General features: G+C 26.0%; 5 protein-coding genes. 3 read left to right on the top strand and 2 right to left on the bottom strand.

The window, feature by feature from the left end; genetic code table 11:
- The first annotated feature begins 309 nt into the window (after positions 1–309).
- Positions 310–819: a hypothetical protein gene (locus tag ABUA17_RS18450; RefSeq protein WP_042402951.1), complete on the top strand. Its 510-nt coding sequence runs from the start codon at positions 310–312 to the stop codon at positions 817–819.
- A 25-nt stretch (positions 820–844) separates the two neighbouring features.
- Here the strand turns inward: ABUA17_RS18450 and ABUA17_RS18445 are convergent, their stop codons facing one another.
- Positions 845–2869, bottom strand: a complete 2025-nt coding sequence (locus ABUA17_RS18445) for an N-acetylmuramoyl-L-alanine amidase (protein WP_052330772.1) — start codon at positions 2867–2869, stop codon at positions 845–847.
- 193 nt (positions 2870–3062) lie between these two features.
- Here ABUA17_RS18445 and ABUA17_RS18440 point away from each other — a divergent pair, with 193 nt between their 5' ends.
- Positions 3063–3581 carry a sigma-70 family RNA polymerase sigma factor gene (locus ABUA17_RS18440; RefSeq protein WP_042402948.1) on the top strand — a complete coding sequence of 173 codons (519 nt, stop codon included), beginning with the start codon at positions 3063–3065 and terminating at the stop codon, positions 3579–3581.
- A gap of 13 nt (positions 3582–3594) precedes the next feature.
- On the opposite strand, the gene ABUA17_RS18435 is transcribed toward ABUA17_RS18440, so the two are convergent.
- On the bottom strand, positions 3595–3792 hold the full coding sequence (locus tag ABUA17_RS18435) for a BhlA/UviB family holin-like peptide (RefSeq protein WP_042402944.1): 198 nt from the start codon (positions 3790–3792) through the stop codon (positions 3595–3597).
- 123 nt (positions 3793–3915) lie between these two features.
- Between ABUA17_RS18435 and ABUA17_RS18430 the strand changes: the two genes are divergently transcribed.
- Positions 3916–4233, top strand: a 318-nt coding sequence (locus ABUA17_RS18430) for a hypothetical protein (protein WP_349824108.1), incomplete at its 3' end; no start/stop codon positions are given.

Below are 4233 nucleotides of genomic sequence, written 5' to 3'. Positions count from 1 at the left end.
GCTTAATTCTGCGCAGTTTTTGTTATTTTCTTAAATTTATATGTATAATTTATTTTTAGTGCAATTAAAATAATTTGTTTCTGTGAGGGATAAAATGAAAAAATATAAAATTATATATATTGTGTGGTAATAAATATTCTTTCAATATATTTACAGAAAGAATATTTTTACTAAAGGATGCTATAATTAGCTTAATTACTAATATGATTACATAAAGTAGATTCAATTTGTTTGAATTTTTTGTCTTCTCAAAATTGAAAAAAACCACTATAGATGGTAAAATTTAAAATAAAACATTAAGGGGGAGCTATGGAAATAAAATATATTAACACATTTGAAGATATTGAATTTTTAATAAAGTATATTCAGTATAAAATGGGATTTAGTAAATATAAATATATTGTTTGTTCTATTAGTGTTATTAGTGGAATATATTATTCAATAAAATTACAAAATTTAATTTATTTTTTCACGAACACAGTAATTATGACTTTTATAGTGTTTTTTTGGTTGAAAAAAACTGAGAATAAGGATATAAATAGGATTTCGAAAAAAATAGCAATAAAGAATTGTAATAAAGATAGATACTTTTTATCTGAAAAAAAACTAATATTAGATAATAGAAAAATATATATATATTGTAATAATGACAAATATGAAATGAAGATAGATAAGTTTATAAAAGTGAATTTGCTTAATGAATATATATTAATATTTTCAACTAAATCATTTGGATATAAAAAGAAATTGATAATTCCTAGAAATATATTTAAAAATGAAGAAGAAATTAATAAATTCATTGAAAAAATAACCATATAAATATTTATATGGTTATTTTTTAAGTTTAATTAGTAGCAATAAAAGTAATCATTGTATATATTGCATAGCCTAGTTGTGTTAATAATGCAGCACCAAAGCTTATTAAAGCTGATAAAAAGCCGAGTTTTATAAAAATTATTAAAGCGCCTATAAGAAGAAGAGGAAGTAAAATAGGTTTAGATTTCTCGACTAAACTATTTACAACAACTGTAATATTTTCATAAATATCTTTTAACCCATCTTTATCGTATTCAATTGACAATACTTGACTAAAAGTTGAATCATTTATATTTAAAGTTTTAGTTAAAGATACAGTAATTATATTATTATTAGTGGATACTGATATAGAAAAACTTTTATTACCTAATTTAAGGAGTTGTTTTGATATATTTACTCCATTTTTAGATAGAGTTGTAGATAAATCTAGTAAATCATTTTTGAATGTACCACTATCAAAACTACCATTTTTAAAATTTGCAACAATTTCTCCATTATTGCTACCACCTCGTGTAAGAGAAAGTTTAACTTTAATTGGTCCAGCTTGAGCAATTATCTTTTCTTGAAGTGTTTGTGTAAATTTAACACCAAAAAGTTCAGCGAACCCACTATTATTTATCTGATCTAATATTGTACTTGTAGATATACTCATATTAAAGTAGTTTAAGATTTCATTAAAAATTGCATTAGCAAAATCATCTTGTCTAGTATTTAAAAGATTAGCATCACTAGAATTACTAATAAAAGCAGTTTCAACTAAAATAGCAGGCATATTAGAAAGTCTTAAAACGGCAAAGTTAGCTTCTTTATGTCCTCTATTAGGTATACCAAATTTACTAGCGATTGATCTAGATATATTTGCAGATAAAGTTTTAGTTGCTGTATTTGCAGTAGGGTGAGTATAGCATTCAGTACCTCTAACTGATGAAGTAGCAGAATTAGCATGTATTGATACGAATAAATCGGCTCCCCAAGCATTAGCAAGTCTAGCTCTGTCCTCTAAGCTTAAATAAGTATCATTAGTTCTAGAATATTTTATTGATATTTCACGTCCGTTAAGTAAAGCACCTAATTTTGTAGCAATGTTAAGAACAATATTTTTTTCTTTTAATCCATTTCCTACAGCACCAGGATCAGTATCACCATGTCCAGCATCAATAAATACCTTTATTGGACCACCAGGTAATGTGCCACTTCCTGAAGATGAAGAAGAATTAAATAGAGCGTTCCAAGTAGTAGGGCCAACAACACCATCAGTGTCAATTCCCTTAGCTGATTGAAAACTAACAACAGCAGATTTAGTAGCATTTCCGTAGTAACCATCAGCGGTACCGCAATTATGACCTAAAGAGTTTAATTTGTTTTGAACAGCTTTAATATCTTCACCGTACATTAAAGGTGAAGTAACCTTTAATAATCTAGTATAGCTACTTCCAGTAGAAGTTGAAGAAGAGCTAAATAAAGCATTCCAAGTAGCAGGACCGACTTCACCATCAGCAGTAAGACCCTTAGCAGATTGGAAGCTGATAACAGCAGATTTAGTAGCATTACCATAATAACCATCAGCAGTACCACAGTTGTAACCTAAAGAGTTCAGCTTGTTTTGAACAGCTTTAATATCTTCACCGTACATTAAAGGGGAAGTAACTTTTAATATTCTAGTATAAGTAGTTCCACCAGATACAGTGTCGAATAAAATATCCCAAGTTGCAGTACCAACTTGTCCATCAGCAGTTAAACCATTTTTATTTTGGAATGAAATAACAGCATTATAGGTAGCAGGACCAGCTATACCATCAACAGTACCAACGCTACAACCTTTTTTATTTAATTGAGCTTGAATTGTAGCAATTTCATTTTTTAAAGTATTCCAAGTAACATCACCTACTATTCCATCATTAACTAATCCATATTTAGATTGGAATTTCTTTACGGCAGTAAGTGTGCCATTTCCAAATTCACCATCAAAACCATTTGGTGAACAACATAAAATGTGTAATCCATATTGAAGATATTTAACATTATCTCCTTTATCTCCTAATTGTAATAACATGATTAATTTCTCCTTTTTAATAAAAATATTTATTTCAAAAGTTAACTTATGTTTAATTTAAAATTCATTTAATTGACCAGTCATATATTTAAGAGTAAAAAAACGTTCAATTTGTAAACATGAAAAAAATATTTTTTTTATGTTTACAAATCGAACGTTTGTTTGCTTTTATATAAGTAGGGGGTGTTTATTTATGGGAAACACAATTTATAAAAATATAAAAGAATATAAAAATGGCAATAAAGAAATATTTAGAGAGATTATAAATGTATTTAACCCTTTAATAAATAAACTTTCAAAATCAGTGAATGGAGAAGATACTAGACAAGATCTATTAGTACATTTATTAGAAATAATAAATAAATTGCCAGAAGAAAACAGATTTGAGGATGATAAAATAATATTTGCTTATATATCTAAAGCATTAAAGTATGAGTATATAAAATTATCTAAAAAAAATGATAAGATAAAAAATCGTGAAGTAGAATTAAATTTAGAAATTGAAATAGGGTATGAAGAGTTTGATTCAGAAGTTGAAGTTTTAAATTTATTTGAAGTATTAACAGAAAAAGAAGAGTACATAATGAAATTAATATATATAAATTATTTATCCATAAGTGAAGTGGCAGATTATATGGGGATATCAAGACAGGCAATAAATCAAGCTAAGAATAGAGCAATAAGTAAATTGAAAAAGGTATACTTAACATAATAAAAAGCAGATATTAATTTTTTAATATCTGCTTTTTTATGTCTTCTAAATCATTTTTTATAGTTGGAAGAACTTCATTTAGTTGTTGAATTATTTTTTGATAATTTTCTTCTCGAATTTGATTTTGTTTTAAAATATATAGCAATAAATAACCAAATAACAAAGCAAAAATACCTTGAGTTGTTAGAAAGTTAAATAACTCTGAATCCATAACATACACCTCCTTATATAAAATATAGAGCAAATAAATAGGGAAATAGTAAACATTAAAATTTGAAATAAATAAAAAAAATGATTTAATATAAAATAAAAAATAAATATATGGAGGGAGAATATGGACGAAAAAAAGTTATGGATGAAAATTAGTGGGAGTATAAATTATTATTTAAGATATTATGATAAAAGAATGTCAGATGAAGAATTATTGGAGGATTATGTAGAATATGTTTTAGGAGCTGAAAAAGGGAGATATGAATATTTAGATAAGCAAACATTTAAGTATATAGAGCTAAGTGATGAAATTGTAGAAAGAGCAATAAATGCGTTTAAAGAGCGATTAAAAAAGAAAAGAGAAAAGGAAAAAATTAATGAAATAGGAGAAAATTTTAGTAGAAGTAAAGAAATTAAAAAGGAAATGGGGAAAGTTATAGAT

It is taken from the genome of Clostridium sp. RTP31139st1_H3_RTP31139_211217, assembly GCF_040227035.1.
In the GTDB taxonomy this organism is placed as follows: Bacteria; Bacillota; Clostridia; order Clostridiales; family Clostridiaceae; genus Clostridium; species Clostridium saudiense.
This window is presented reverse-complemented; position numbering and strand designations above follow the sequence as displayed.

Bases quoted from the DNA above. Each gene is read 5' to 3' on its own strand.
- ABUA17_RS18435 (WP_042402944.1), bottom strand. From the start codon at position 3,792: ATGGATTCAGAGTTATTTAACTTTCTAACAACTCAAGGTATTTTTGCT.
- ABUA17_RS18440 (WP_042402948.1), top strand. From the start codon at position 3,063: ATGGGAAACACAATTTATAAAAATATAAAAGAATATAAAAATGGCAAT.
- ABUA17_RS18445 (WP_052330772.1), bottom strand. From the start codon at position 2,869: ATGTTATTACAATTAGGAGATAAAGGAGATAATGTTAAATATCTTCAA.
- ABUA17_RS18450 (WP_042402951.1), top strand. From the start codon at position 310: ATGGAAATAAAATATATTAACACATTTGAAGATATTGAATTTTTAATA.